Raw genomic sequence first — 21,716 nt, forward strand, 5'->3', positions numbered from 1 at the left:
CCTGGAACTGCGCCACGCCGCTTCCCTCGGCTTAAAAACACGCCGCTTCCCAGCGGTGTGATGCCATCATCTTCTAATTCATTGCCGGGCTCAAGACGGCGCTGGCTTTACGCTTACAGAAGAAGTCTTGCCACGTAAGCAAAGCCTGCCGCTTTTCGATCCGCATGTCGCGGATTTTATCTGTGAAATCGAGGCGAACAAGGTGCCGCCCATCGATGCGCAAGCCGAGGACTGGTTCCTCGAAGCGCGCGCCATGGAAGATCCTGAAATCGCCGTGGAAGACCGCGATTACATAAAAATTGTCGCTCTGACGCGTCAAGCGGCAGAGCGATTGCACTGGAAGGCGATGCTTAATCTGGCCAGTCTGTATGTGGAAGGGCGCGACCCTTTGTATGGTGAGGAAGAAGCGGTGCAACTGGTGGAAAAGGCGATGCGACTCGGCATACCTGCGGCCTATGATCGGATGGGCACGTATTTTGCGAACAGCACGGGCGTCAACGGCGACATTACCCGCGCTTATGCCTTCTGGCAAAAGGCAGCGCAAATGGGTAACCCGCAGGCATTGGGGTTTCTCGGCGAAAAATTGACTGCTGGAGAGGATCACCCTGGTATTGATATGTGGGGCAACATTCCTGTAGCGACCAAAATGCTTGAGTGCGCGCTTGCACAAGGCTATGGCCAAGCCGCATTTGATTTGCATTATTTATATGTGGTTTTAAGGTCATCTGATGGGACCTCAAATGGGAGCGGTACCCCTGAAACAAAAGCGCGCGCCCTAAAAGTATTGCATGAGGGTGTCAAATTTGGTTGTGAAAATTGCGCTAACGCATTGCAAATAGAATTTGACCATCCCTTTGATTTAGCCAATATGTTTGCTCCGCACATCGATAAGGCTCGAGGCTTACGCTATGGAATGTTAGGTGACGCCCTCGGCTTCAACCCCAATCGCCGCTTTCCCAACCTCGATAAAATCTTGCCATTACCACCGGCCGATCTGCCGCCGTGGGATGGTCAACGAAAAAGCTTGCTCGACGCCGCCATGGGCGTGCGCCCACCGCCAGCCATCGCGCAGCCAAGCGCCGCCTCGCTGTTGCAAGAACCGTATTTCCTGGCTGCCGACTATGCGCTGCTCCCTGTTGGCTTGCCCAGCGACGCACCGACTGCGCCATTTTCCGCATACTGGCAACCTGCCGGTGGGCAAGGTTTGACGGAGCCGGCCCGGCTGTTTCGCAAAGGCGAAGAGTTCCGCTATTTCAGCGTGCTCGATGCCGCTGGCAAGAGTCGTTACGGCAGCGTGACGTGGGAACAGTGCCTGACGATACGGCACAACCAAGGCGCCGTGGAGCCGCGCGCAGCGCGCGGTTTGCTGCGCGAAGTGGCGCGGCCTGAGCCATGGTTGAGCTGTGCTTGCGGGCAAGCCTGTCCGGTCAGCGGCGTCTGGCAACCGTGGGTAGCGCCCGACCATCCGCTGCAGGCCATCGTCAACCAGTACTGGCGCCAGGCTTGGCTGACCCAAGGCGCACTTTTCCCGCAACCGCGCCGCGACTGGTTGCTCGATTTGCCTGACGACGACGTGACCTGGCATTTGATGGATATATCCCTTCCTGATCTCGGATAGGGCGGCGCGGAAGCGATGGAACACAACTGGCGCACGTCTTGGTGCTCGAACATCAGCCGGTAGTGAATGGGTGCGGCCAGGGCGAATGCGATGTGATCGCTATTGACTTTGTTGTGTATGATGGCCGTGTCCTCACTGAGCATATGGAGTGCCCATGCTAGAGCTGAACAAGATGGTGCGCAACACGGCCGTTCGTGCCGTGGCCTTGCCGCCTGGCGCCAGCATCGCCCCCTTGTACCCGGGCAGCAACTTGGCAGATGCCTACGCCGTCGACCTTTCGAACGCGCGCGCCCGCGTGCTCGACATGGAAAGCCTGGCGCGCCAGTTGCTGGGCAGCCAGCCGGGCTGGGCACAGAGCCTGATGGTGTTGCGCGACGCTATCGTGGCGCGCTTCGGCATCAAGACCGCCAGGCAGATGGAAGCGACGCCAGGCAAGCGCATCGGCATCTTTCGCATCTACGCCGTCAGTGACGACGAGATCATCGTGGGCGAGGATGACAGCCACCTCGATTTCCGTTTGTCGCTGCTGCGCAACCGGCATGCGGGGCAGCAACAGTTCGGCAGCGTGACCGTGACTAGCGTCGTGCATTGCCATAATCGGGTGGGGCGCGCCTACATTATGCTAATCCGGCCCTTCCACAAGCTGATTGTGCAGCGTTCGCTGGCGCGCGCCGTCAACGCAGGCTTGGCCTGAGGCCCCCGCAGGCCCTGCGCGCCCCCGCAACCCTCTAAAGGGCTGCGCACGCAGCAGCGTGACGCTGCCGGCAATCTTGCTTATTCATGGCCGGTATTGCATACTGCACCACCAGCCTCATCAAGATTCCCATGAACGATACGCTTCTCCTGCTGGGTTTTGCCACCACGCCGCTTGAACTGATTTCCTTTGTCCTGGCACTGACAACCGTTGCGCTCAACATCCGCCAGAATCACTGGGCGTGGCTGTTCGCCATCATTTCCTCGGCCGCTTACGGATTCGTCTTTTTCGACTCGCGCCTGTATGGCGACATGGCCTTGCAACTGCTGTTCATCAGCGTCTCGTTCTGGGGCTGGTATCAGTGGCTGCATCCGGCCAGCGGCGGCAAGATCTTGCCCGTCACGCGCCTCGATGGCCGCGGCTGGCTGGCCTGCGCGGCAGGTTGGCTGATCGGTTTCCTGCTCATTGCATGGCTGTTGACGACGACAGACACGGACGTGCCCCAAGCGGACGGTTTCCTCACGGCCGGTAGCCTGGTGGGACAATTGCTGCTGTCGCGCAAAAAGCTCGAAAACTGGATTGCCTGGATCATCGTCGACGTGCTGTATGTCTGGCTGTACCTGCACAAGGGCTTGACCCTGACAGCCGTGCTGTACGCCTTCTTCGTGGTGATGGCCATCATCGGCTTGCTGGCGTGGAAAAAGTCGGCACCGGCCGCGCCCGATGCCATGGTCCTCAAGTGATGCGGCCTTGCGTGCGCGTGGCGATCCTGGGAGCGGAATCGTCGGGCAAGTCTACCCTGGCGGCCGCCCTGGCTGCGCGCTACGGCACAGTCTGGGTGCCGGAATACTTGCGCGAATTTGTCGAAATGCAGGGCAGGGTGCCCCTCGCGGCCGATCAGTTTGGTATTGCTCGAACGCAAATCGAACGCGAAGCGGCAGCCGCCCCGCAGGCGCGCGACTTCCTGTTTTGCGATACGACGCCGCTGATGACGGCCGTCTACAGCCGCCATTATTTTGATGGTGCGGACGCGCAACTGGCGGCGCTGGCTGATGCCACGCAGTACGACGTGACCCTGGTGACGGCGCCCGATAGCCCGTGGGTGGCCGATGGCTTGCAGCGCGAGTCGGAAGCCGTGCGTCAATTGATCTACCGCTACCTGCTCAATGCGCTCGACGCGCGTGGCATCGTCTACCACGTCTTGCACGACAACCTGGAGGCGCGCCTGGACCAGGCGGCGCCCCTGCTGCGGCAGGCGCTTGCTGCAGCGCCTGCCATTGCTTTTCCTTACAACACCTAACAAACTTTGCTTAGGTGTTTAAAAGTCGAACTGTGCCGAGACCTTGAACGTGCGGCTGGCGCCCGGATACAGATAGCCATCCGATTCCGGCGTCACGTCGCGCCAGTAGAACTTGTCGGCCACGTTGTTGACGGCGGCGCGCAGCACGGCGCGTGTGCCGGCGATGCGCGTGGCGTAGGCGGCGCCCAGGTTGAACACATGGTACGAGGGCACGAAAGTCGTGTTGTTGTATTCAAACGCTTTCTTGCCCGCATATTCCCAGCTGCCATTGACGCTCAAGCCCGCCACCTGTTGCACGGCGTAATCCGCATGCACGGCCGCCTTCAAGGCGGGCACATTGGGCACGCGCTTGCCGTCGAGATCCGCATTGCCCGTGCCTGACTGCTGGCTGTTCAGGGCCGTGAGCGAGACGCCGAGGTTCAGGTCGCGGCCAGCCTTGCCTTGCGCAGATAATTCCAGGCCCCGGTGCTGCGCCTGGCCTTCACGCACGAAATAGCGTGCAGCGTTTTGGAATTCCAGGCCCTTGCGGATCTGGAACAGGCTGGCCGCCAGCATGAAGTCGGGCGTCACATCCATCTTCACGCCCAATTCAATCTGCTTCGAGCGGCTCGGCGTCAGCTCTTCGTTGGCATTCATTGCCTTGCGGTCGGCCGTGCCACCATGTTCCATGCCCTGCGAATAGGCCGCATACACGGAGACATTGTCGAGCGGCGTATAGACCAGCGATACATTGGGCAGCAGGAAGTCGTGCTTGGCGCGAATTTCTGTGTCGGCCTTCAGCACATACTGGTAGCCATCGACATTGATATGACGCAAGCCCCCATGCAGTTTCCAGTTCGGCGTCAGACTGATGATGTCCTGCACGAAGACGGAGTTTTCCGTATCCTTGCGCACCAGGCGCACAGGACCCGTGACGCCGGGCGAGGTGCCGACGATTTGCGGCTGATAGATGTTGCTCACGCCCACCCAGTCGTACACGTACAGGCCGGCGCGGTCCTTGCGGCGGAAGGTCGAGACGCCGGCCGTGAATGCATGGCGCAGGCTACCGGTGGCGAACTTGCCCTCGATCATGGCTTGCGCGCTCAGCGGCTTTTTCGTTTCGCCCGGGCTGCGGTAGTCATACACGTCGTAGTCGCCATTGCCGCAGAAGCCAGGGTACAGGTCCTGTCCGCTGCAGCCATACGGGAAGGCCGTGTAGTCATCGCGCTTGAACGCGTGCTGGTTGGCCGACAGGGTGGCATTCCAGTCGTCATTGAACGCGTACTGGAAGCGCAGGCCGATGTTGGTGGTGACGGTTTCCACGGGGCGCGTCCATGGCTGCAAGTTGAGCATGGCATTGGCGCTGATGCCCGTTGGCAAGGTTTTATTGTTCAGCAGCTGGAAGCCGGGCGCTGTTGCCTGCGCCTTGTCCTGGTAGTCGGCATCGAGCTGCAGCAGCGCCTGTGGCGATATCTGCCAGTCGAAGGCGCCAGAAATGAATTTACGGTTGCCATCGGCGCCCTTGATGTAGGAGCGCAGGCGCTCGGCCGCCACGTTGACACGGTAGCCGAAGCGCGTGTCTTCCAGGCGACCGCCCAGGTCGACGGCGCCGTACAGGGTGCCGCGCTCGCGCGTTTCCACGGTGACCGTGCGCAGTGGCGAAGCGGTGGGGCGCTTGACGATGAAGTCGATCACGCCGCCGGGCGCGGCCACGCCCGCCTGCAAGCCGGCCAGGCCTTTCAGCACTTCGATGCGCTCCTTGTTTTCCAGCGCAATTTGCGTGTCGCCAGGAATGGCCATGCCATCCTTGCGGTAGCTGGAATTGTTATCGAGCTTGAAGCCGCGGATGGTGAACTGTTCCGCATAGCCGACGGCGTTGTAGGCGTCGTTGATGCTGGCGTCGAGCTTGACGGCGTCGCTCAGATTACGTATCTGCAAGTCCTGCATGTCTTTTTGCGCAATGACGGTGACGGACGCCGGCGTTTGTAGCAGCGGTGCGTCGGAAAAGCCGCCCACGGAAGCGCGCTTGGCGGCCGGCGCCTTGTTGGCCGTGACGATGACTTCGGCCATGCTTGGCGTATCGGCCTGTGCGTCGGCGGTGTCAGGCGCTGCCAGCGCTGGCGCGGCAAACGCCTGCACGATGGCCAGGGTCAGGACGGAAACGGATAAATTCGGTGTGGACATAGATTGCTCGTGGTTCAAGCCGACTCTCGGGAGAGTACGGCAGGCTGCTTGTTAGGCTGGCGCCAACGCAGGAGCTATCAAAGGAGGGAGGTACTTTGCGCTTTCCTTCGCTGGCATTATCCAGATCAGGTACGAAGGGTATCTCTCACCCGGATGACTGCTCCAGGACCCCTAGCGAGGTGACAGCTTAGCATGAAGCACGGCCTGCTGTCCCATCTGGCTGAGCGTTTTACAACAGTGTGGCGCGAATTTACAAACGCAGTTAGCGCACCTTGCCGTCGTCGATGGTCAGCAGGAAATCGTGGTGCGCGGCTGGAAACGCGTCGTGGACGCTTGAGCTTTTCGCCCGCGAGGCGGAGAATGCAGCCGATGTTACCACCACGCGAAAAGGAATGCGCATGACCACCGTCCCACTGGAAGAATCGGGCTTGCCTGCCACGGCACTCGATATGCACCGCGCCATCGGCGCCACCATCGCCGCGCTACAGGCACTGGACTTGAACAGCCAGCGCTTCGAGGCGTGCACGGACCCGGAACTGCGTCGCGTGCTCGCGCATGCGGGCGACACCAGTCGCAAGGAAGCGGCCATGCTGCTCGAGTGGATGCGTCGCCGCGATGCGCGCCTGGACGCGGCCATGAAGGAGGCGCTGTTCAAGGCGGGGCCGATCGTTGCTCAGTATCACTATGACGAGAACATAGGGTAACGATTGCGTTGTCGCTGTGGCGTACCATGCGCCACATGCGCGGTGCTTCGCGTAGACTGTGTGCCGAACACGATTTTGGAAGAGTTTGCAACGATGAGATCATTGCCATACCGAGAAGGCAGCTGGTTTGCCGTACCCTTGCCTGGCGGCGGCTATGCCGCCGGCGTGGTAGCGCGCCGGGCGCCTGCCGGGCGCATCATGCTGGCGTATATGTTCGGGCCGAAGCGCGACCGCTTGCCTGTACTGGAAGAATTGGAAGATTTGCGCCCGGAACATGCCGTGCGCCGCTTGCGCACGGGCGATATGGCCATCCTTAACGCGCGCTGGCCCTTGCTGGGCGACAGCCGCCACTGGGAGCGCGAGGCCTGGCCTATGCCGGCCTTTATCCGCCGTAATGCCTCATTGCAGCGCGCCTGGCGCGCCAGTTATGCCGACGCCGACCCTGCCAAGCTGGACCGTGAAGAATCGATTCCCTTCGATACGCCGGGCATGGAAAGCGATTCCCTGTACGGTTACGGGGCAACGGAATTGCTGATGAATAAAGTGCTGGTGCAGGAAGCGGCGTCGGCAGCGTAGGCCGGATGAGGCCGTAAGGCCGTAATCCGACAACATTGTTGGCTGTTCTTGTCGGATTACGCGGTTCCCGCTAATCCGACCTACATCGCCTGCACCGCTGGCGCAAACACCGGAGTGAGCAGGCCCGATTATTTTTTTACGCCGCTGGCAAGCTGATCTGAAACGCCAGGCCGCCGCCTTCGCGGTTGCGTACCTGCAATTCGGCGCCATGGCGCTGCAGCACGCGCTCGACGATGGCCAGGCCCAGGCCGGCGCCATTGGCTTGTCCGCGCGCCGTGTCGAGGCGGGTGAACGGTTTCATCAGTTGCTCGATCTTCTCGGCCGGTACGCCCGTGCCGTGGTCTTGAACCTCGATAATCACCTTTTTCACGCCGTGGCTGGTGCGCACATGGCAGGCAATGTCGATTTCCGTCAGGTCGCTGCCTGGCGACTTGCCATAGCGGCGGGCATTCTCGATCAGGTTGTTCAGCACGCGGCGCAAGTCGGTAGGATTGCCCATCGCATGCGCGCCTTCGGCGATGCTGGCATGGATGCTCACGTCCGGCAGGCGCATCGCTTCGCGCGTCATGTCGCTCAGTAAACCGCTGAGGTCCACGTCCGTGAAGCTCGACGCTTCCGTCGGCCTGGCGTAGTCGAGGAACTGGCCGATGATGGCGTCCATCTGGCCGATATCGGACTGGATGCCCAGGCGCGCCTCGTCCGACAGGTTGGCCATTTCCACTTCCAGTTGCATGCGCGCCAGCGGCGTGCGCAAATCGTGCGAAATACCGGCCAGGATCACGGCGCGGTCCGATTCTACCTGCTTCAAATCATCGACCATCTGGTTGAAGCTGCGGTTCGCCTCGATGATTTCGATCGGGCCTTTTTCCGGCAGCAGCGCCGGCTGCTTGCCCTTGGCGATATCGCGCGCGGCCGCCGTCAAACGTGACAGCGGTAAATTGATCAGGCTCGAAATAATGGCCGCGCCCAGCAGAGACAGCAAGGACACCAGGCTGGCCCAGCCCAGCCACTGGAAGCCCGTCAGGCCGCGCAGGCGCTCGCGGTCCAGCATCAGCCAGTATTCGTCATCGTCGATCTTGAAGCTGACCCAGAAACCGGCTACGCCGTTGACGCGCGCGGAAAAGCGCGTGTCCTTGCCCAGTTTGGCTTTCACCTGCGCCTCGATCTCGGGCATCAGGTAATTGTCGGGCGGCGGCTCGATGCGGTCGTCCTCTTCCAGCGAGAAGATGCGGATGCCTTCATTGCTGACGAGGTCGAACAGCAGCTCGCGCCGCAACTCGGGCGCCGAGTGCGTCAGTGCCGCATGCGTGATGGTGACGACGGAAATGATCTGGGCGGAAATCTGCTGCGCTTGCGGCTCGCGCTGGATGACGGAAATCATGCCGATCCAGGTGATCATGCTGACCGTGGTCAAGGTGCCGAGCAGCAAAAAGGTGCGCCAGAACAGGCCGCTTTTCAGCCGCGCCAGGCTGATATCGGGAACAAGCTTCATCATGCCTTGCCTGCGATCAGCGCGGCTGTCCGTCCGGGATGAAGACGTAGCCCAGGCCCCACACGGTCTGGATGAACAGCGGGCTCGACGGATCGGGTTCGATCAGCTTGCGCAAGCGCGAGATTTGCACGTCCAGGCTGCGGTCAAATACTTCGTATTCGCGGCCGCGCGCCAGTTCCATCAGTTTCTCGCGCGACAGCGGCTGGCGCGCATGACGGGCAAATACCTTCAGCACGGAAAATTCGCCCGTCGTCAGGGGCACCGTTTCGCCGCTCTTTTTCAGGGTGCGCGTGCCCAGGTCCAGCACGAAGTGGCCAAACTCGAAGGTTTGCGGCGTTTCCGACGGCGCGCCCGGGATTTCATCGGGACCCTTGCGACGCAGCACCGCGCCGATGCGGGCCACCAGTTCGCGCGGGTTGAACGGTTTCGGCAGGTAGTCGTCGGCGCCCATTTCCAGGCCCACGATGCGGTCCACATCTTCGCCTTTGGCCGTCAGCATGATGATCGGTGTCTGGTCACCCGCGCCACGCAGGCGGCGGCAGATCGACAGGCCGTCTTCGCCGGGCAGCATCAAATCGAGCACCAGCAAGTCGTAGCGTTCGCGTAGCCACAATTTGTTCATGGCCGTCGCGCTTTCTGCCGTGAAGACATTGAAACCCTGTTCGGTCAGGTAGCGACGCAGCAGATCGCGCAGGCGCACGTCGTCATCGACGACCATGATCTTCGCCTGGTGGCCGTGGATCGATTGCATTGTTGTATTACTGCCGGAAGTGGAGGTTGTGGTCATTTAGGGTGTCGTATTATCTTATATTAGTTGCTATAGTAACGCCTCGCGCGGTGCCGACAAGGGTGTATGGCAACCCATTACAAAGTGTTACAAACTTTACCCAATTACTCTTACTGCACCGTGTAAAGCATCATACACTGGGGCCACAGTGGAAATCAGCTTTAAGCTTATACGGCATCGCGGAAGAGGAACTCAATGAATATCTTTACTAAAAAAATTCACGCCGCTCCCAGCGCAGCTATTGCCGCACCTACGGCCGCACCTACGGCCGCACGTACGACTGTGGTATCCGCAGTTGCCGTTTTTTCCGTCTTTTTCGCCAGCATGGCGCTGGCGCAAAACCAGCCGCCGCGCCGTGACGACCCGCCGCAAGTGCAGGTCCAGCGCTATGATCAGGGACAGCGCAGCACTAGCAATAGTAACAGCAACAACGATACGCGACTGCGCGAACAGCGCGACGCACGCAGTTTCGACACGCGTGCCGAAGAGCAGCGCCGCGCCAGCGAAGGCGCCGACGCCTCGCGCCGCACGGGCCGCTTGACGCCCGACGAGCGCCGCGACCTGCGCCGCCAGATCAATGAAGTAGGGCAGGATATTTACTCGAATCCGCCGCGCCGCTAGGTTACGGGCACCGCATCAGGCAGGGCCATCTCGCAAGGGATGGCCCTGTTTGCATCTGGACGCCGCACGCCGCCATTCTTGCTGCGTCAGGCACATCGCCGCGCCGCGTGCTTGTGTCCTACTGTTTTTATCCTGCTCCATTGAGTCAAATCGTTCAATGTGTGACGCTGGGAGGCAAGGCCTGCGCGAGGATTTACTTTGCAGCACTATCGGCTGACGCAGATGGCAAGGCGCTGGCCCGTCGCGCGTTTGACGAGCCGGTGGCCGGCTGGATCAGTCGCTGACCTTGCCGCGCGATTGTTTCAGCATGCCGTGCGTGTTCTTGCTGTCGAGGCGCCGCCGTTGCGAGCTACGCGTGGGCTTGGTGGCGCGGCGCACGGCGGGCAGGAAGGTTACGCTGTCGATGATGTCCTGCAGCCGGCGCAAGGCTTCTTCCTTGTTCTGTTCCTGGCTGCGCGATTGCTGCGCCTTGAGCACCAGCACGCCATCCTTGCTGATGCGGCTGTCGCGCAAGGCCAGCAGGCGTTCCTTGTACGCTTCCGGTAGCGACGAGGCGGCAATGGGAAAGCGTAAATGGATGGCGCTGGAAACCTTATTGACGTTCTGCCCGCCCGGGCCCTGGGCGCGGATGGCGGAAAATTCAACTTCAGCGCGATTGACAAGGTGTTGCATGGCCTGCCTGTGGAAAAACAATCATCTATTGTAAGGGAAGATGGCTGCGCCGGCGCAAGGCTGGGGCGATCGGCCGATGATGTCTTCCTGGAAAGTTGATGATTCTCAACGCCGTGTGCGCCGATGCTCGTTAGCATGGGGCCAACGTTGCGCCACTGCGCATCCTGGCAGCGCTTACCCGATGAAAGGATCATCATGCAGCCCACGACGACGCCTGGCGCCACAGCAACGGCGCAACGCAGTACCGTGCAATACCTGAGTTTCCACTCGGGCGGCCTGGAATACGGCCTCGATTACCGCTGCGTGCGCGAATTGCGTCCGCTCAAGGAGCTCGAGCGTTTTTCCTCGGAAGGCGAAGTGCTGCACAACGTGGCTCTCTCGCGTGGCATGATCATCCCCATCGTCGATATGCGCGCCGCGTTTGACAGTACCGGGGACGCACCCGATCCATCCACCGACGTGATCATCCTGCAGTTGAGCAATGGCGTGGTGGGCATGGTGGTCGATGGCGTGACCGATATCGTCAGCCTGGCCCCGGCCGACATCGCCGCCGTGCCTGATCTGGGCGCAGCGGAAGCCGAATACCTGCTGGGCTTGGCCACGCTGGCCGGGCGCCGGCTGATCCTTGTCGACATCGACCGCCTGATGGCGATCCGCAGCCCCGGCCCCATGCAGGCAGCCTAAAAAAAGACGACCCGGGAGTCGTCTTTTATCGTTACTTAGTTAGCCGAGCTTTTCCAGCTGATCCTGCAAATCGAGCCATTCCGCTTCCAGTTGCGCCAGATCCTTGGTGAAGAAGGTCTGGTCAGCCAGCAACTGCTTCAGCTTGGCCTTGTTGGCCGCGTCATAGATGGTCGGTTCGCCCAGCTTGGCTTCCGTTTCCGCCTTTTGCGCGTTGCGCTTGGCGATCTGCTCTTCCTGGCGCTTGATCTTGTTTTCGATCGGCTTGCGCAAGGCGGCTGCCTTCTGGCGCTCTTCCGCTTCCTGGCGCTTGTCGCGCACGGGTGCAGCAGGGGCGGCCGCTACCGGTGAAGGTATGGCAGAAGTCACCGGAAAATCGGTCTTGTTGGCCTTGCCGGCAGCCGGCAGCACGTCGGTGCCTTTGCCCAGCTTAGTCTTGAACAACCAATCCTTGTAGTCGTCCAGGTCGCCGTCGAACGGCTGCAGCTTGCCGTCGGCAACGATGATGAATTCATCGGTGGTGGCGCGCAGCAAATGGCGATCATGCGAAACGACGACCAGGGTGCCTTCGAACTGTGCCAGCGCTTCCGTCAGCGCTTCGCGCGTTTCCAGATCCAGATGGTTGGTCGGTTCATCGAGCAGCAGCAAATTCGGACGCTGCCAGACGATCAGGGCCAGTGCCAGACGGGCTTTTTCGCCGCCCGAGAATGGCGCGATCGACGCGGTGACCATGTTGCCGGGGAAGTTGAAACCGCCCAGGAAGTTGCGCAGTTCCTGCTCGCGCACGGTGGGGGCGATCTTGGCCAGATGCCACAGCGGCGATTCGTCGTGGCGCAGCATTTCCACCTGGTGCTGGGCGAAGTAGCCGATGTTCAAGCCCTTGCCCATGGTGGCGTCGCCGTTCAAAGGCATCAGTTCGCCCGCGATGGTCTTGATCAGGGTCGACTTGCCGGCGCCGTTCTGGCCCAAGAGGCCGATGCGCTGGCCGATCTGCAGCGAAAACTTGATGCCGTTGACGATGGTTTTGTGCGTGATTTCGCCCGTCGCTTCGTTCTCGATCTTGTAGCCCGCATCGACGTCTTCCATCACCATCAATGGATTCGGTGCGCTCAAAGGCTCGCGAAATTCGAACGAGAATTCGGCGGCAGCGCGCAAGGGCGCCAGTTCTTCCATCTTCGCCAGCGCCTTCATGCGGCTTTGCGCCTGACGCGCTTTTGACGCTTGCGCCTTGAAGCGGTTGACGAACGATTCCAAATGGGCACGCTTGCGCTGCTGCTTTTCCAGCGCGCCGGCGGCCAGGATCATCTGCGCCGCGCGTTGGCGCTCGAAGCTCGAGTAGTTGCCCGAGTAGCGCTTTAGCTTGCGCTCGTCGATATGCACGACCACGTTGACGACTTCATCGAGGAAGTCGCGGTCATGGGAAATGATCAGCAAGGTGCCGGCGTAGCGCTTGAGCCAGTCTTCCAGCCAGATGATGGCGTCCAGATCCAAGTGGTTGGTCGGTTCATCGAGCAGCAGCAGGTCGGATGGGCACATCAGTGCCTGCGCCAGGTTCAAACGCATGCGCCAGCCGCCGGAAAAACTTGCCACCGGTTGCTGCATCTGGTCCAGCGTAAAGCCCAGGCCCAGCAGCAATTGCTCGCCGCGCGACTGCACCGTGTAGGCGTCGGCATCGGCCAGCGCGCTGTACATATTGCCGATGGCGATGCCGTTTTCCGTGCTTTCTGCTTGCGACTCAAGATGCGCCAGTTCAGCTTCCAGTTTGCGCAAGGTGGCGTCGCCATCGATCGCGTAGTCGAGCGCGGCACGGTCCAGTGGCGGCGTTTCCTGCGCCACGTAAGCCACGCGCCATTTGGCCGGGAAATCGATCTCGCCCTGGTCAGGGTGCAATTCGCCACGCATCATGGCGAACAGGCTCGATTTGCCCGCGCCATTGGCGCCGATCAGGCCGATCTTGTCGCCCGGGTTGAGCGTGACATCGACTTGTTCGAGCAACGGTTTGATGCCGCGCATCAGGCTTACTTGTAGGAAACGTATCATTTTTTTCTTTGTGTTTTAACCCAAAGGCGCAAACCTGGGGTCGTACCCTGAGGGTGCGACCCCGGCATTTGCTGTTGGGTTGAGTGAGGTCGTGCGTTTGTCAATTAACCCAGCTTGAGCTGCTCGGCCGTCAGCAGAAATACCATGTCGTCGCCAGCGCTCGTCGTCAGCCAGGTCAGGCCCAGCTCGCCGAAGGCCGCTTCCGCATATGCGCGTTCGTTGCCGATTTCTATCATCAGGATGCCGTCGTCCGTCAGGCGCTCGGCTGCGCCGGCGATGATCTTGCGCACCAGGTCCATGCCATCGCTGCCGCCGTCGAGGGCGATTTGCGGTTCGGCCAGGTATTCCTGGGGCAGGGCGCCCATCGACGCGGAATTGACATACGGCGGGTTGCTGATGATTAAATCATATTTCTTGACCGGCACATTGGCGTACAGGTCCGATTCGATCAGCGTGACGCGCTCTTGCAGTTTATACGTGTCGACGTTGCGCTTGGCCACGGCCAGGGCGTCGGCGGAAATGTCCACGGCGTCCACGCTGGCGTTCGGGAAGGCGTCGGCCATCATGATCGAAAGGCAGCCCGAGCCGGTGCACAGTTCCAGGATGTTTTCCACGGCTTCCGGTTCCGTCACCCATGGCGAGAAATATTCAGGGATCAGCTCGGCGATGAAGGAACGCGGCACGATCACGCGCTCGTCGACGTAGAAGTTATACGTGCCCAGCCAGCCTTCCTTGGTGATGTAGGCAGCTGGCACGCGGTCGATGCTGCGACGGTCGATGACTGCCATTACGCTGGCGATTTCCGATGGCAGCAGCTTGGCGTCGAGGAACGGTTCGAGCTTGTCGAGCGGTAACTTCAAGGTGTGCAAGATCAAATAGGCTGCCTCGTCGAACGCTTCGGCGCTGCCGTGGCCGAAAAACAGCTTGGCGGTATTAAAACGGGTAACGGCGTAGCGCAGCAGGTCGCGTGGCGTGGAAAACGGGTTCGGGTTCATGGCATTCTCGAAAAGACGGTGTTCTGGCCCGCCGTGACGGGCCTCGGTATTCTGCTTCAGGCGGGCAGCAAATGCTCCAGCGTACGCCGGTAAATATTCTTCAGAGGATCGATGTGACGCAGTTCGATATGCTCGTCGATCTTGTGAATACTGGCATTGGGCGGCCCGAATTCTATCACTTGGGGGCAGATTTGCGCGATAAACCGGCCATCCGAGGTGCCGCCCGTGGTCGACAACTGCGTCACCATGCCCGTTTCCGCGTGAATTGCGCACGACAGCGCATCGGAGAGGGTACCGCGCGGCGTGAGGAAGGGTAGGCCGTTCAGGGTCCACTGCAAATCGTATTGCAAGTCATGCTGGTCGAGGATGGCGTGCACGCGCTCCTGCAGGCTTTGCGCCGTGCTGGCAGTTGAAAAGCGGAAATTGAAATCGATCACCATGCCGCCCGGAATCACGTTATTGGCACCCGTGCCCGCGTTGATATTGGACATTTGCCACGACGTTGGCAGGTAGTACTCGTTGCCCGCATCCCACTTTTCCTCGACCAGGTCGGCCAGCGCCTGCGCCGCTTCGTGGATCGGGTTTTTTGCCAGGTGCGGGTAGGCGATATGGCCTTGCACGCCCTTGATCGTCAGCCGGCCCGACAGCGAACCGCGGCGGCCGTTCTTGATCATGTCGCCCAGTTGTGCGCTCGACGTCGGCTCGCCCACCAGGCAATAGTCGATTTGCTCGCCGCGTTCCTTCAATTTGTTGCAGACGATAACGGTGCCATCCGTGGCCGGACCTTCCTCGTCGCTGGTGATCAGGAAGGCGATGGAACCCGTGTGCTCGGGCGTGGCGGCGATGAATTCCTCGCAAGCGATCACCATGGCGGCGATCGAGGTCTTCATGTCGGCCGCGCCACGGCCGTACAGCTTGCCGTCGCGCTGGGTGGGGATGAAGGGCTGCGAACGCCATTGCTCGACGGGGCCGCTAGGCACCACGTCCGTATGGCCGGCAAAGACGAACACGGGGGAGGTCGTGCCACGGCGCGCCCACAGATTGGTGACGCCGTTCGACTGTATCGTCTCGCAGACAAAGCCCAGTGGCGTGAGAAGTTCGATCAGGTGCTGCTGGCAGCCTTTGTCATCGGGTGTGACCGAAGACAGGGCCAGCAGTTTTTCGGTCAGGGCGAGGGTTTTGGAGGTGGTCATGGTGTAGGGTTGGGTCGTACTCTTGGGCGCGACCCCAGCATTTCAGGTGTAGGGTGGTTCTGTTGTCAGAAAAAATTACAGCCCGAAAATGGCTGAGTATTGTGCATCGGAAAACGCCACGCTGAACTGGCCATCCTTATCCAGCACGGGGCGTTTGATGATGGATGGGTTTTCCAGCATCAGTTCCAGGGCGCTGGCAGCGTCGACGGTAGCGGCCTTGCGCTCGTCGGACAGGGCGCGCCAGGTCGTGCCTTTCTTGTTGATCAGCACATCCCACGGCAATTGCTGCAGCCACGCTTCGACGCTGGCGCGTTCCAGGCCTTGTTTCTTGAAGTCGTGGAAGGTAAAGTCGATTTGCTGCGCGGCCAGCCAGGTGCGGGCCTTTTTGACGGTATCGCAATTGGGGATACCGTAGAGTGTAATGGTCATAGTGGTCGGGCTAAGGGGAGTCAATGCGCTACGCTTGATCGCGGTGCTTGCGCTGGCACGCTTTGCGGTGTTAGCCACCATTATACAGTCGATGCGGCAGTCGATGCGGCGCTGCAACACGGCCCCGTGATGACCCTGCGCAGGCCATGGCGCCGTCTTGCCTGATGCTGGCGGGCCGAAGCACGGACAGTCCGGCACGCGCGCCGCGCCCGCCCGAAGCCGGACAGGAAGGACAGCGCGGCGATTGAATGCGTGCTGCTGAAATGAAATGTCCCGCCGGGGCGGGACATTCAGGGGGCTACGTGCGCCTCGCGGCGCAGTAATTAGATACCGCGCAGCAGTTCGTTGATGCCTGTTTTTGCGCGGGTTTTTGCATCCACGCGCTTGACGATCACGGCGCAGTACAGCGAGTACTTGCCGTCTTCCGAAGGCAGGTTGCCCGACACCACGACGGAACCGGCTGGCACGCGGCCATACGTCACTTCGCCCGTGGCGCGGTCGTAGATCTTGGTCGACTGGCCGATGTAGACGCCCATCGAGATGACCGAGTTTTCTTCGACGATCACGCCTTCGACGATTTCCGAACGGGCGCCGATGAAGCAATTGTCTTCGATAATGGTCGGGTTCGCTTGCATCGGTTCGAGCACGCCGCCGATGCCGACGCCGCCGGACAGGTGGACGTTCTTGCCGATCTGCGCGCAGGAGCCGACCGTGGCCCAGGTGTCGACCATGGCGCCTTCATCGACGTAAGCGCCGATGTTGACGTAGGACGGCATCAGCACGACGTTTTTGGCGATGAAGCTGCCGCGGCGGGCAACCGCTGGCGGCACTACCCGGAAACCGCCCTTGGCGAAGTCTTCGGCGGTGTAGTTGGCGAACTTGGTCGGTACCTTGTCGTAGAACTGCATCGTGCCGTCGGACGGCAGGACGACGTTGTCTTCCAGGCGGAACGACAGCAGCACGGCTTTCTTGACCCACTGGTTGACAACCCAGTCGCCCGAGGTTTTTTCCGCCACGCGGATGCTGCCATTGTCCAGGCCATTGATGACGTGGGACACGGCGTCGCGCAGTTCGGCCGTGCCATTGCCCGGATTGATCTCGGCGCGGTTTTCCCAGGCTTGGTCGATGATGTTTTGCAGTTGTTGGCTCATGATGATGTCTTGTTTATGTATTGGTTAATGCGGGGGTTGATGCGGATGCGGAAAGCTGCTGGCAGAATTTTACTATGCGCAGTGCCGCTTCCAGCCCTTCGGCTGTTTCGGCCACCAGGGCCATGCGGATGCGGTTGCGGCCCGGGTTGATGCCGTGCGCGTCGCGCGCCAGGTAGCTACCAGGCAATACCGTCACGTTATATTCGGCGTACAGGCGTTGCGCGAATTCGGTGTCGGACAGTCCCGTGCGGCTGACGTCGGCCCACAGGTAGAAGCCGGCGTCCGGCAATTGCACGTCCATCACCGCTTGCAGCAGCGGCGTGATGGCGTCGAACTTGGCGCGGTACTTGGCGCGATTTTCCTCGACATGGGTTTCGTCGTTCCAGGCCGCGACGGAGGCCGCCTGCACGGCAGGGCTCATGGCGCCGCCGTGGTAGGTTCGGTAGAGCAGGAATTTTTTCAGTATTTGCGCGTCGCCGGCGACGAAGCCCGAGCGCATGCCCGGCACGTTCGAGCGTTTCGACAGGCTGGAAAAGACCACCAGGCGCGCATACGGACGCTCGATGGTGGACAGGCCCAACATGTGCGCCGCCTGCAGCGCGCCCAGCGGGGGCGTGTCGGTATGGTAGATCTCGGAATAGCACTCGTCGGCGGCGATGACGAAATCATAGCGCTCGGACAGGGCGAACAAATGCTCCCAGTCCGTCAGGGTCAGCACGGCCCCCGTCGGGTTGCCCGGCGAACACAGGAACAGCAGCTTGACCTTTTCCCACACACTGGTCGGCACGCTGTCGTAGTCGCAGCCGAAATTACGCGCGGGGTCAGAGTTGACGAAATACGGCTCGGCGCCGGCCAGGTAGGCCGCGCCCTCATAGATCTGGTAAAACGGATTGGGGCTGATCACCAGCGAACCGGCCGCTGGATCGATGACCGTTTGCGCCAGCGCAAACAGCGCCTCGCGCGAACCGTTCACGGGCAGGATCTGCGTGCCAGGATTGAGCTTGGGGATGTCGTAACGGCGTTCCAGCCAGCCGGCGATGGCGCTGCGCAAGGCTTCCGAACCGATGGTGGTCGGATAACTGGCCAGACCGTGGATATTGTCGACCAGCGCCTGCTCGATGAACGCTGGCGTCGGGTGCTTGGGTTCGCCCATGCCCAGGCTGATGGGCGCATACTCGGGGTTGACCGTCACGCCGGCAAACAGTTGGCGCAGCTTTTCAAATGGATATGGTTGCAGTTTAGCAAGAAGTGGATTCACGGAGCGGACCAAGGCAAGGGTGGAAAAACGATGTCGCTAAGCGATTGCTTGGCACGGCAGACTGGATGCCGGTCAAATAATGAGCTGCGTCTTTTATTATAGCCGTCCTCGCGGCCCCGCTGTGCAAGCCGTATTAGCGGTATCGGCCTGATCGTTGCCCTGCTGGTGCACGGCTGCTGCCGGCATGGGGCAGCGGGGGAGTGCCGCGCCATGGCGTGGCAAGGTAAAATACGCCATGCCTATCTTACTTCCCACCTTACTTGCTATTGAAACTTCGTCCGAACTCGCCTCATGCGCCCTGTTGCGCGGCGATATGGTCCTGTCCCGTGCCTCGTCGGGCGTGCGCACGCATTCCCAGTCGATTCTGCCTATGTTGCAGGAATTGCTGGCCGAAGCAGGCCTGACCCTGACCGACGTCGACGCCATCGCCTACGGTTCCGGCCCCGGCTCGTTTACCGGCGTGCGCACCGCTTGCGGCATCGCGCAAGGCTTGGCCTATGGCGCCAAGCTGCCAGTCGTGCCCATCGTGACACTTGACGCCATGGCGCTGGCGTGCCACCAGCAGCATGGCGCGCAGCGCATCGTGAGCGTGCTCGACGCCCGCATGGGCGAAGTGTACTGGGCGCAATATGCCTACCAGGATGGCTTGCAGCTTGTCCTGCCACCAGCCCTGAGCGCGCCAGCCGGCGTGGCGCCGCAAGGCGACGTCATCGGCTGCGGCAACGGCTTTGGCGCCTACGCCGACGCCTTGGCCGCGCTGCCATGCGCCGCCACCGCCGATGCCGCCATCATGCCGCACGCCGTGCAGGTGGCGCAGCTGGCGCGCATCGCCTTTGCGGCCGGTCATGCCGTGACGGCGGCCGAGGCGCAGCCTTTATACTTGCGCAATAAGATCGCCTACACGAGCGCGGAGCGGCACGAGATGCAACAGGCCAAGGCCGCTACGGAGTCGGCGCAATGATGCAGGAGGGCAAGGACGCAGTGACGCAGGACGACAGTGCGGCAGGCTGGGACTTGCTGCGTCTCGACTATCAGCCTATGCTCGAAGCGGACCTGTTGGAGGTGCTGGCGCTGGAGCAGCGCGTGTATCCGCATCCTTGGACGCATGGCAACTTTATCGATTCGCTCAACAGCGGCTATCCGGCCTGGGTGCTGCGCGATGTCGATGGCACCCTGCTAGGCTATTTTCTGCTGATGCTGGTGGTCGATGAAGCGCACTTGCTCAACGTGGCCGTCGAAGGCGCCATCCAGGGCCAGGGTCTGGGCCGTTTCCTGCTGAACCAGTCCTGCGCCTGCGCGCGCCAGCTGGGCATGGAATCGATGCTGCTGGAAGTGCGCCCGTCGAACGTGCGCGCGCTCGATATTTACCAGCGCTATGGATTTGAACAGATCGGCCGGCGCAAGGGATACTATCCGGCCAGCAACTCGCAACGTGAGGACGCCATCGTGATGCGTTATGCCTTATGAGTCGCCTTATGAGTCGCAGCGCCGTTTTCCTCGATGAAATGGGCGTCGGTCCCCTGTGGCGCTTGCGCCAGGGCGCGGCGCCGCAGCGCGTTGACGTCGTCGCCGAGGCTGGCGTGGCGAGCGGTGTCGCCGTAGCGCCAACCGTGCTCGACGCCTTCGAGGCTGTCAGCGAGGTAGTTGCCGAGCTGAACGCAGAATCGTCCGTTGTCGTTGCTGTTGCCGCTGCTGTGGCCGTGACACCAGAGCCTGCCGCCACGTCCGACGACACGGCCTGGTTCGACGATGCGCCTGCGCCGCCGCCGGCCAAACAGCTGAGCGATGCCGAGATTGCCGCGCTCGACTGGGATGGCTTGACGGCGGCCGTGGCCAAGTGTGCGCGCTGCGATTTGTGCCAGACGCGCAAGGGCGTCGTCATGGGCCGTGGCGAGCGCCAGGGTGCCTGGCTGATGCTGGCCAGCAGCCCGTCCCGCGCGGAAGAGCGCGAAGGGCGCGCCTTGCCGGGCGAGCAAGGAAAACTGCTGGACAATATGCTCAAGGCCATCGAGGTCGATGCGGACAGCGAGGTGTACATCACGCACTTGCTGAAATGCCGTCCGCTCGACGAGACGGGCCAGGAGCGCTTGCCTACCGAATCGGAGTCCGCCGCCTGTCGCCCGTATTTCGAGCGCGAACTGGCCCTGCTGCAGCCGCGCACCATCGTCACCCTGGGTTCGATGGCTGCCGCCGGCATCAATCCGGGCGAAAAACCCGTGCGCGGCAAGGTACGCCAGTTGGGCAATGCCGCCGTCGTCGCCACCTTCCACCCGGAAATGCTGCTGCAGGACGAGACGGGCAAGGCCAAGGCGCGGGCCTGGGCCGACCTGTGCCTGGCGAAAAGCACGCATGCCGGCGGCTGACGCGGCCGGCGGCACCTTCCAGGCCCGCTTCGAACGCCGCTGGGGGCATTTGACGCACCCCCGCGTGCGCGCGCTGGCCTGGCTGCTCGACTCGCCCGACTTGCTCGACCCGGCCTGCCCCCACTGGGGCGGGCGCATCGCCAGCCTCGCAGCCGTCACGCCCTCGGTTGCCGCCTGGCTCGCAGCGCTGCAAGATGAGCCATCGCCGCTCGATGCAGCGCTGGGCGCCAAATTTTATTCCCGTCTGGGCCTGTACGCTGAAAAGCTGCTGGCCTTTTATTTCGAGCAACAAGGCGTCTTGCAGGCGCATGGCTTGCAGGTGCAGGTCAACCGCAACGACACGGTGGGCGAGTTCGATTTCTTGCTGCGTGACGGCAGCGACTTGCTGCATTGGGAATTTGCCACCAAGTTCTACCTGCTCGAAGGCGCGCCCGATCCTGGCGTGTTCAATCACTTGATCGGCCCTAACCTGGCCGATACCCTGGGATTGAAAATGCGCAAGATTATTGACAAGCAACTAGCTTTGTCACGCCATCCGGCCGCGCAAAGCCTGCTGGCGCAGCCCGTGCGGGCGGCGCAGGCGCTGGTCAAGGGCTGGCTGTTTTATGCGCCGGACACGGCGCCCGGCATGGATGGAATTTCTCAGGAACATGGACATGGCTTCTGGTGCACGCCTGCTCAATTGCCGCAGCAACGCTATGTCGTGCTGCCGCGACTACAATGGCTGGCGCCGTTCAAGGGGCAGGGCGTGGACGTGCTGGAACGCGATGCCTTGCGCTTGCAGTTCGGTGATTTGGCGCAAGCGGTGATGGTGGCCACGGTGGAGCATGTGGACGGCTGGGAAGTGGAGCGCACGCGCGGTTTTGTCGTGCCGCATGACTGGACGCAGCAGGCTGCCGCGCGGCGGCTGGCAGGCACGCTGCCAGCGTAATGCTGGGGTCAGTCGCTTTGCGATCGGAATGTATTCCATTGGGATACA

23 protein-coding genes and 1 riboswitch are annotated in these 21,716 nt (G+C 61.5%); of the genes, 12 read left to right on the plus strand and 11 right to left on the minus strand.

From position 1 onward, the window contains the following. Positions 1-127: 127 nt before the first annotated feature. The 4 genes from ACQ4V8_RS21345 to ACQ4V8_RS21360 all read left to right on the plus strand — a co-directional run bounded on the left by ACQ4V8_RS21345 (position 128) and on the right by ACQ4V8_RS21360 (position 3,612). Positions 128-1,618: a tetratricopeptide repeat protein gene (locus ACQ4V8_RS21345; RefSeq protein ID WP_436572147.1), complete on the plus strand. Its 1,491-nt coding sequence runs from the start codon at positions 128-130 to the stop codon at positions 1,616-1,618. A gap of 154 nt (positions 1,619-1,772) precedes the next feature. Beyond that, complete coding sequence (locus ACQ4V8_RS21350; RefSeq protein WP_010399648.1) at positions 1,773-2,312, plus strand: DUF2867 domain-containing protein; 540 nt, start codon at positions 1,773-1,775, stop codon at positions 2,310-2,312. Between the two features lie 131 nt (positions 2,313-2,443). Continuing rightward, positions 2,444-3,055 (plus strand): nicotinamide riboside transporter PnuC, encoded by a 612-nt coding sequence (pnuC, locus tag ACQ4V8_RS21355; protein ID WP_010399647.1) that lies wholly within the window; start codon positions 2,444-2,446, stop codon positions 3,053-3,055. Next, positions 3,055-3,612, plus strand: a complete 558-nt coding sequence (locus ACQ4V8_RS21360) for an AAA family ATPase (protein ID WP_010399644.1) — start codon at positions 3,055-3,057, stop codon at positions 3,610-3,612. Before pnuC ends, ACQ4V8_RS21360 begins: the two co-directional genes overlap by 1 nt. An 18-nt stretch (positions 3,613-3,630) precedes the next feature. Here the strand turns inward: ACQ4V8_RS21360 and ACQ4V8_RS21365 are convergent, their stop codons facing one another. Further along, the gene (locus tag ACQ4V8_RS21365) at positions 3,631-5,775 is read right to left on the minus strand and encodes a TonB-dependent siderophore receptor (RefSeq protein ID WP_436572148.1); all 2,145 of its coding nucleotides are present in this window, start codon (positions 5,773-5,775) and stop codon (positions 3,631-3,633) included. Between the two features lie 85 nt (positions 5,776-5,860). Further along, positions 5,861-5,958: riboswitch (TPP riboswitch) on the minus strand. Between the two features lie 79 nt (positions 5,959-6,037). After that, a complete protein-coding gene (locus ACQ4V8_RS21370) occupies positions 6,038-6,175 on the minus strand; it encodes a hypothetical protein (protein WP_208760763.1) in 138 nt (45 codons plus the stop codon). On the opposite strand from ACQ4V8_RS21370, the gene ACQ4V8_RS21375 reads away from it, so the two are divergent. Both ACQ4V8_RS21375 and ACQ4V8_RS21380 read left to right on the plus strand, forming a co-directional pair. After that, entirely contained in the window at positions 6,174-6,479 is a 306-nt protein-coding gene (locus tag ACQ4V8_RS21375; RefSeq protein ID WP_043462336.1) for a ferritin family protein, read from the plus strand. The genes ACQ4V8_RS21370 and ACQ4V8_RS21375 overlap by 2 nt on opposite strands. 93 nt (positions 6,480-6,572) lie before the next feature. Beyond that, positions 6,573-7,055 (plus strand): Imm26 family immunity protein, encoded by a 483-nt coding sequence (locus ACQ4V8_RS21380; RefSeq protein WP_043462333.1) that lies wholly within the window; start codon positions 6,573-6,575, stop codon positions 7,053-7,055. A gap of 136 nt (positions 7,056-7,191) precedes the next feature. On the opposite strand, the gene ACQ4V8_RS21385 is transcribed toward ACQ4V8_RS21380, so the two are convergent. Then, positions 7,192-8,550, minus strand: a complete 1,359-nt coding sequence (locus ACQ4V8_RS21385; protein WP_010399634.1) for a sensor histidine kinase family protein — start codon at positions 8,548-8,550, stop codon at positions 7,192-7,194. A 13-nt stretch (positions 8,551-8,563) separates the two neighbouring features. Next, positions 8,564-9,298: an osmolarity response regulator transcription factor OmpR gene (gene ompR / locus ACQ4V8_RS21390; protein WP_010399632.1), complete on the minus strand. Its 735-nt coding sequence runs from the start codon at positions 9,296-9,298 to the stop codon at positions 8,564-8,566. Between the two features lie 231 nt (positions 9,299-9,529). Here ompR and ACQ4V8_RS21395 point away from each other — a divergent pair, with 231 nt between their 5' ends. Next, positions 9,530-9,955 (plus strand): hypothetical protein, encoded by a 426-nt coding sequence (locus ACQ4V8_RS21395; RefSeq protein ID WP_436572149.1) that lies wholly within the window; start codon positions 9,530-9,532, stop codon positions 9,953-9,955. A gap of 273 nt (positions 9,956-10,228) precedes the next feature. Here ACQ4V8_RS21395 and arfB read toward each other — a convergent pair whose 3' ends face one another. Then, positions 10,229-10,627, minus strand: coding sequence for an alternative ribosome rescue aminoacyl-tRNA hydrolase ArfB (gene arfB / locus ACQ4V8_RS21400; RefSeq protein ID WP_010399629.1), 399 nt, complete (start codon positions 10,625-10,627; stop codon positions 10,229-10,231). Between the two features lie 195 nt (positions 10,628-10,822). On the opposite strand from arfB, the gene ACQ4V8_RS21405 reads away from it, so the two are divergent. Then, a complete protein-coding gene (locus ACQ4V8_RS21405; RefSeq protein ID WP_010399628.1) occupies positions 10,823-11,311 on the plus strand; it encodes a chemotaxis protein CheW in 489 nt (162 codons plus the stop codon). 39 nt (positions 11,312-11,350) lie between these two features. Here ACQ4V8_RS21405 and ACQ4V8_RS21410 read toward each other — a convergent pair whose 3' ends face one another. The 6 genes from ACQ4V8_RS21410 to dapC form a co-directional block, all read right to left on the minus strand. Beyond that, a complete protein-coding gene (locus ACQ4V8_RS21410; protein WP_010399627.1) occupies positions 11,351-13,348 on the minus strand; it encodes an ATP-binding cassette domain-containing protein in 1,998 nt (665 codons plus the stop codon). Positions 13,349-13,452: 104 nt separating this feature from the next. After that, positions 13,453-14,343 (minus strand): 50S ribosomal protein L3 N(5)-glutamine methyltransferase, encoded by an 891-nt coding sequence (gene prmB / locus ACQ4V8_RS21415; RefSeq protein WP_010399626.1) that lies wholly within the window; start codon positions 14,341-14,343, stop codon positions 13,453-13,455. A gap of 56 nt (positions 14,344-14,399) precedes the next feature. Next, the gene (gene dapE, locus ACQ4V8_RS21420) at positions 14,400-15,536 is read right to left on the minus strand and encodes a succinyl-diaminopimelate desuccinylase (protein WP_280721017.1); all 1,137 of its coding nucleotides are present in this window, start codon (positions 15,534-15,536) and stop codon (positions 14,400-14,402) included. Positions 15,537-15,611: 75 nt separating this feature from the next. Continuing rightward, positions 15,612-15,965: an ArsC family reductase gene (locus ACQ4V8_RS21425; protein ID WP_010399623.1), complete on the minus strand. Its 354-nt coding sequence runs from the start codon at positions 15,963-15,965 to the stop codon at positions 15,612-15,614. Between the two features lie 323 nt (positions 15,966-16,288). Further along, positions 16,289-17,116: a 2,3,4,5-tetrahydropyridine-2,6-dicarboxylate N-succinyltransferase gene (dapD, locus tag ACQ4V8_RS21430; protein WP_010399621.1), complete on the minus strand. Its 828-nt coding sequence runs from the start codon at positions 17,114-17,116 to the stop codon at positions 16,289-16,291. Between the two features lie 13 nt (positions 17,117-17,129). Continuing rightward, the gene (dapC, locus tag ACQ4V8_RS21435) at positions 17,130-18,374 is read right to left on the minus strand and encodes a succinyldiaminopimelate transaminase (RefSeq protein WP_436572150.1); all 1,245 of its coding nucleotides are present in this window, start codon (positions 18,372-18,374) and stop codon (positions 17,130-17,132) included. A 235-nt stretch (positions 18,375-18,609) separates the two neighbouring features. Here dapC and tsaB point away from each other — a divergent pair, with 235 nt between their 5' ends. From tsaB to ACQ4V8_RS21455, 4 genes are read left to right on the plus strand one after another with little or no spacing between them, the layout of a single operon-like run. Next, positions 18,610-19,335, plus strand: coding sequence for a tRNA (adenosine(37)-N6)-threonylcarbamoyltransferase complex dimerization subunit type 1 TsaB (tsaB, locus tag ACQ4V8_RS21440; protein WP_043462325.1), 726 nt, complete (start codon positions 18,610-18,612; stop codon positions 19,333-19,335). Beyond that, complete coding sequence (gene rimI / locus ACQ4V8_RS21445; RefSeq protein ID WP_010399616.1) at positions 19,332-19,841, plus strand: ribosomal protein S18-alanine N-acetyltransferase; 510 nt, start codon at positions 19,332-19,334, stop codon at positions 19,839-19,841. The genes tsaB and rimI overlap by 4 nt, the downstream gene beginning before the upstream one ends. 8 nt (positions 19,842-19,849) lie before the next feature. Continuing rightward, positions 19,850-20,737: a uracil-DNA glycosylase gene (locus ACQ4V8_RS21450; RefSeq protein WP_436572151.1), complete on the plus strand. Its 888-nt coding sequence runs from the start codon at positions 19,850-19,852 to the stop codon at positions 20,735-20,737. Further along, positions 20,724-21,668, plus strand: coding sequence for a DUF1853 family protein (locus tag ACQ4V8_RS21455; protein ID WP_436572152.1), 945 nt, complete (start codon positions 20,724-20,726; stop codon positions 21,666-21,668). The genes ACQ4V8_RS21450 and ACQ4V8_RS21455 overlap by 14 nt, the downstream gene beginning before the upstream one ends. The last annotated feature ends 48 nt before the right edge of the window (positions 21,669-21,716 follow it).

Origin of the sequence: Janthinobacterium paucivorans (assembly GCF_051380805.1) — a bacterium.
GTDB lineage: Bacteria > Pseudomonadota > Gammaproteobacteria > Burkholderiales > Burkholderiaceae_D > Janthinobacterium > Janthinobacterium lividum_D.

Coding starts and splice junctions, on each gene's coding strand:
- ACQ4V8_RS21350 (WP_010399648.1), top strand. CDS start 1,773: ATGCTAGAGCTGAACAAGATGGTGCGCAACACGGCCGTTCGTGCCGTG.
- pnuC (WP_010399647.1), top strand. CDS start 2,444: ATGAACGATACGCTTCTCCTGCTGGGTTTTGCCACCACGCCGCTTGAA.
- ACQ4V8_RS21360 (WP_010399644.1), top strand. CDS start 3,055: ATGCGGCCTTGCGTGCGCGTGGCGATCCTGGGAGCGGAATCGTCGGGC.
- ACQ4V8_RS21365 (WP_436572148.1), bottom strand. CDS start 5,775: ATGTCCACACCGAATTTATCCGTTTCCGTCCTGACCCTGGCCATCGTG.
- ACQ4V8_RS21375 (WP_043462336.1), top strand. CDS start 6,174: ATGACCACCGTCCCACTGGAAGAATCGGGCTTGCCTGCCACGGCACTC.
- ACQ4V8_RS21370 (WP_208760763.1), bottom strand. CDS start 6,175: ATGCGCATTCCTTTTCGCGTGGTGGTAACATCGGCTGCATTCTCCGCC.
- ACQ4V8_RS21380 (WP_043462333.1), top strand. CDS start 6,573: ATGAGATCATTGCCATACCGAGAAGGCAGCTGGTTTGCCGTACCCTTG.
- ACQ4V8_RS21385 (WP_010399634.1), bottom strand. CDS start 8,550: ATGATGAAGCTTGTTCCCGATATCAGCCTGGCGCGGCTGAAAAGCGGC.
- ompR (WP_010399632.1), bottom strand. CDS start 9,298: ATGCAATCGATCCACGGCCACCAGGCGAAGATCATGGTCGTCGATGAC.
- ACQ4V8_RS21395 (WP_436572149.1), top strand. CDS start 9,530: ATGAATATCTTTACTAAAAAAATTCACGCCGCTCCCAGCGCAGCTATT.
- arfB (WP_010399629.1), bottom strand. CDS start 10,627: ATGCAACACCTTGTCAATCGCGCTGAAGTTGAATTTTCCGCCATCCGC.
- ACQ4V8_RS21405 (WP_010399628.1), top strand. CDS start 10,823: ATGCAGCCCACGACGACGCCTGGCGCCACAGCAACGGCGCAACGCAGT.
- ACQ4V8_RS21410 (WP_010399627.1), bottom strand. CDS start 13,348: ATGATACGTTTCCTACAAGTAAGCCTGATGCGCGGCATCAAACCGTTG.
- prmB (WP_010399626.1), bottom strand. CDS start 14,343: ATGAACCCGAACCCGTTTTCCACGCCACGCGACCTGCTGCGCTACGCC.
- dapE (WP_280721017.1), bottom strand. CDS start 15,536: ATGACCACCTCCAAAACCCTCGCCCTGACCGAAAAACTGCTGGCCCTG.
- ACQ4V8_RS21425 (WP_010399623.1), bottom strand. CDS start 15,965: ATGACCATTACACTCTACGGTATCCCCAATTGCGATACCGTCAAAAAG.
- dapD (WP_010399621.1), bottom strand. CDS start 17,116: ATGAGCCAACAACTGCAAAACATCATCGACCAAGCCTGGGAAAACCGC.
- tsaB (WP_043462325.1), top strand. CDS start 18,610: ATGCCTATCTTACTTCCCACCTTACTTGCTATTGAAACTTCGTCCGAA.
- rimI (WP_010399616.1), top strand. CDS start 19,332: ATGATGCAGGAGGGCAAGGACGCAGTGACGCAGGACGACAGTGCGGCA.
- ACQ4V8_RS21450 (WP_436572151.1), top strand. CDS start 19,850: ATGAGTCGCAGCGCCGTTTTCCTCGATGAAATGGGCGTCGGTCCCCTG.
- ACQ4V8_RS21455 (WP_436572152.1), top strand. CDS start 20,724: ATGCCGGCGGCTGACGCGGCCGGCGGCACCTTCCAGGCCCGCTTCGAA.